Origin of the sequence: Acidovorax sp. SUPP3334, from assembly GCF_030159055.1 — a bacterium.
Lineage (GTDB): Bacteria > Pseudomonadota > Gammaproteobacteria > Burkholderiales > Burkholderiaceae_C > Paracidovorax.
This window is the reverse complement of the sequence record NZ_BQXQ01000110.1, coordinates 1-966: the sequence shown is the minus strand read 5'-3', so window position 1 is coordinate 966 and position 966 is coordinate 1. Positions and strand designations below refer to the sequence as shown.

Here is a 966-nt window from a genome sequence, read left to right as displayed (position 1 = left end):
ATGCGCAGCAGCCCCTGCGCGTGCTGGCCGTGGATGGCGTGGTCTGGTCGGCACCGGACACCCCGGAGAACCGAGCCGAACTGGGTAGCTGTGGCAACCAGCATGGCCCTTTGTCCTGGCCGCAGATTCGCGCCACCTGCTTGATGGACACCCATAGCCACGAACTGCTCGACGCCAAGCTCGGCGGCATGGATTGTGGCGAATTGAGCCTGGCAGCGCAGTTGCGAGGCGAGGACCACTCGGTGACCCTGTTCGACCGAGCGTACTTCTCGGCCGCGTTCCTGCTGGACTGGCAGGCTGCAGGCGCGCAGCGCCACTGGCTGATGCGGGCACGGGACAATTTGCGCCATGAGATCGTCGAGCAGCTTGCACCCGGCGACGCGCTCATCCGCATGCCGGTGTCGCCACAAGCGCGCAAGGCACGCCCGGAACTGCCCAGCCAATGGTCGGCGCGCCTGATCGAGGTGCGCGTGGGCGGTAGGCTGCGGCGCTTCATCACCTCGTTGTCGGATCACCGCATGCATCCGGCACATGACCTGGCCGAGCTTTACCGCCAGCGCTGGGAGATCGAGTTGGGGTTGCGGGAGATCAAGCAGTCGCTGCAGGAGGGCGAGCCGGTGCTGCGCAGCAAGCAGCCCGCACTGGTGCGCCAGGAGCTGTGGGGCGTGCTGATCGCCTACACGTTGCTGCGCCGCTGGATGCGCGAGATGGCGGCGCAGGTCCAGGTCGAGCCGCAGCGCATCGGCTTTCACACGGCCAGCTATGCCATCGTGAACTTGCTGGCGGTCCCCAGCCTGGACTCAGCGGGCACCTTGCCCAAGCAGTTGGCAGCCTTGTTGGCGCGATCACGCCACTTCGTACTACCGCCGCGTCGCACCGAACGAAGCTTCCCCAGGGTCGTCAAGAACCGCGCTCCCAAGTTCCCAACGAAAAAAATGCCAGTCAGGGTTAACTGACTGGCATTGG

The 966-nt window shown here is 65.6% G+C and carries 1 protein-coding gene; it reads left to right on the top strand.

Annotated features, from left to right (window positions below; translation table 11 throughout):
- A partial coding sequence (locus tag AVHM3334_RS23685) for an IS4 family transposase (protein WP_284415876.1) occupies window positions 1-956 on the top strand: 956 nt, incomplete at its 5' end.
- Between the last annotated feature and the right edge of the window lie 10 nt (window positions 957-966).